Source organism: Cupriavidus sp. FW305-F7, assembly GCF_058782875.1.
In genome coordinates, this window is record NZ_JBYSYC010000128.1 from 1 (window position 1) to 898 (window position 898).

Here is an 898-nt window from a genome sequence, read left to right on the forward strand (position 1 = left end):
GCGCCGCCGCCCCCTTAGAACCGGACGTGCGAGTCGCCCCGCATCCGGCTCAAGCCATTCCTTCAGCGCCATTGGGTGGCACCGGGCAGCCCGACGGAACGTTTCGCGGATCGACGGCGGGCAAGGTAGATGTCCCATGCCGGATCGAACGGATTGGCCAGTCCCCGGATTTTGACGTGGCGCTGAATCGCGACCGTCGTTGCGCAGAAGAGTTGTAGGCCGTAGGTGTCACCCTCGGTTGAACCCCTCGTCGCAAAGTCCCAGGACCGGTGTCCGTCGCGCCGGAAGTACCGTTGCCTGACCCACCGGGCTCCTTTCGTGGGGTGCCTACGTCTTGCCCACTGCCAGAGCAGGTGCCAGATGTGCGAGTCTATCGTCGAGAAGGTCGCTTTTGCCACGACGTGGCGATGATACATAGCCCATCCTCGAATGATCGGGTTCAGCCTACGGATCAACACCTCTTGGGTGACACTCGCGTTGCCTTTGATGACTTCCCTGACCTTGTCGAGCAGCGATTTGATACCTTTCTTCGCTGGCTTGATTAGCAGTTTGCCGCCGTACTTGCGCACGTTCTGGCCAAGGAAATCGAAACCCTCCACTATGCTGGTGATTCTGGTCTTCTCTTCCGAGAGTTCCAGGCCTCGGGCGGCCATAAACTGCCTAACCGCGGGAAGCACCCGGGATTCCAGCACATCTTTCGATACGCCAGTCACCACAAAGTCATCGGCATAGCGGACGACGTTGAGCTGAGCCTTGCTGCGAGCAAGCTTGGATGTTCCCACACTTGCATGGACTGCTGCTTCAAGCCCATCCAGCGCCATATTCGCGATCACGGGCGAGATGACACCCCCTTGGGGTGTACCCGCCCGCGACTCGAACAGGGTTCCCTCATCGATAT

Annotated in this window: 1 protein-coding gene; it reads right to left on the minus strand. The window is 59.7% G+C overall.

Features of this window, described 5'->3' with window-relative positions:
• Positions 1-62: 62 nt before the first annotated feature.
• The coding region (locus AC3WL8_RS39915; RefSeq protein ID WP_492380256.1) for a group II intron maturase-specific domain-containing protein at positions 63-898 on the minus strand (836 nt) is incomplete at its 5' end.